Origin of the sequence: Mycobacterium sp. E740, from assembly GCF_001672895.1 — a bacterium.
GTDB lineage: Bacteria > Actinomycetota > Actinomycetes > Mycobacteriales > Mycobacteriaceae > Mycobacterium.
The window spans coordinates 1-881 of the sequence record NZ_LZKP01000208.1 but is presented as its reverse complement, the minus strand read 5'-3'; the positions used below and the strand labels follow the sequence as shown (position 1 = coordinate 881).

Sequence of the window (881 nt, the reverse complement as noted above, 5' to 3'; positions counted from 1 at the left end):
CAACGCGCGCACCATCCGGTGGACCGTCGCGGTCGCTCCTGCGGTGATGGCTGCGGGCCTCGCCCTGGCGGCGGCGACCATGCGCGGCGACGCCTCGCCCGCTTTGGTCGCGGTGTGGGCGCTGGCACTGGTCCTGACGGGTGCCGGCGTCGGCATCGCGTGGCCGCACCTGTCGGCGTGGGCGATGAGCCGGGTGGACGATCCGGCGGAAGGGCCTACCGCGGCTGCTGCGATCAACACCGTGCAGCTGATCTCCGGGGCATTCGGCGCGGGGCTGGCCGGGGTGTTGGTGAACCTCAGCGACACCGGCGACGCCACGCCCGCGCGGTGGCTGCTGGCGGGGTTCGCGGTACTCGCCGCACTCGGCCTCGTGGCGTCCACGCGAAGCGGACGCTCACACCCGGCGTGATCCCAGCCCGGCGGCGAACCGCAGATCCGACACCAGTGCCTGAAAGGCTTGCTCGCGATCCTGCGGCGGACCACGCAGCACCGACGACGGGTGTGCAGTCGCCACCACCTCCGGTGCGATGTCGATCTCGTCGATCTCCGGTAGCCGCAATGCTTCGCCGCGGTGTGCCGTCAGCCGAAATGCGCTGCCCAGCAACGACTGTGCCGCGGTGGCGCCCATGAGCACCAGCACCTCGGGCCGCACCGCGTCCAGTTCCGCGAGCAACCACGGCCGACACGCCACCACCTCGGTGCGACCGGGGGTCTTGTGGATGCGGCGCTTACCCCGTTCGGGCAGGGTGAACTTGAAGTGTTTGACCGCATTGGTCACATAAACCCGGTCGCGGTCGATGCCGGCCTGCACGAGCGCCTTGTCCAGCAGCTTTCCGGCGGGGCCGACGAACGGCGCGCCGGCCCTGTCCTCCTGATCGCCG

General features: G+C 71.2%; 1 protein-coding gene and 1 pseudogene. One reads left to right on the top strand and one right to left on the bottom strand.

Annotation, left to right across the window (positions count from 1 at the left end):
- A pseudogene (locus A5663_RS23425) lies at positions 1-409 on the top strand (MFS transporter); the annotation flags it as partial.
- Here the strand turns inward: A5663_RS23425 and A5663_RS20145 are convergent.
- On the bottom strand, positions 395-881 hold a 487-nt coding region (locus A5663_RS20145; RefSeq protein WP_068153315.1), incomplete at its 5' end, for a uracil-DNA glycosylase family protein. The pseudogene A5663_RS23425 and the gene A5663_RS20145 sit on opposite strands and share 15 nt — an antisense overlap.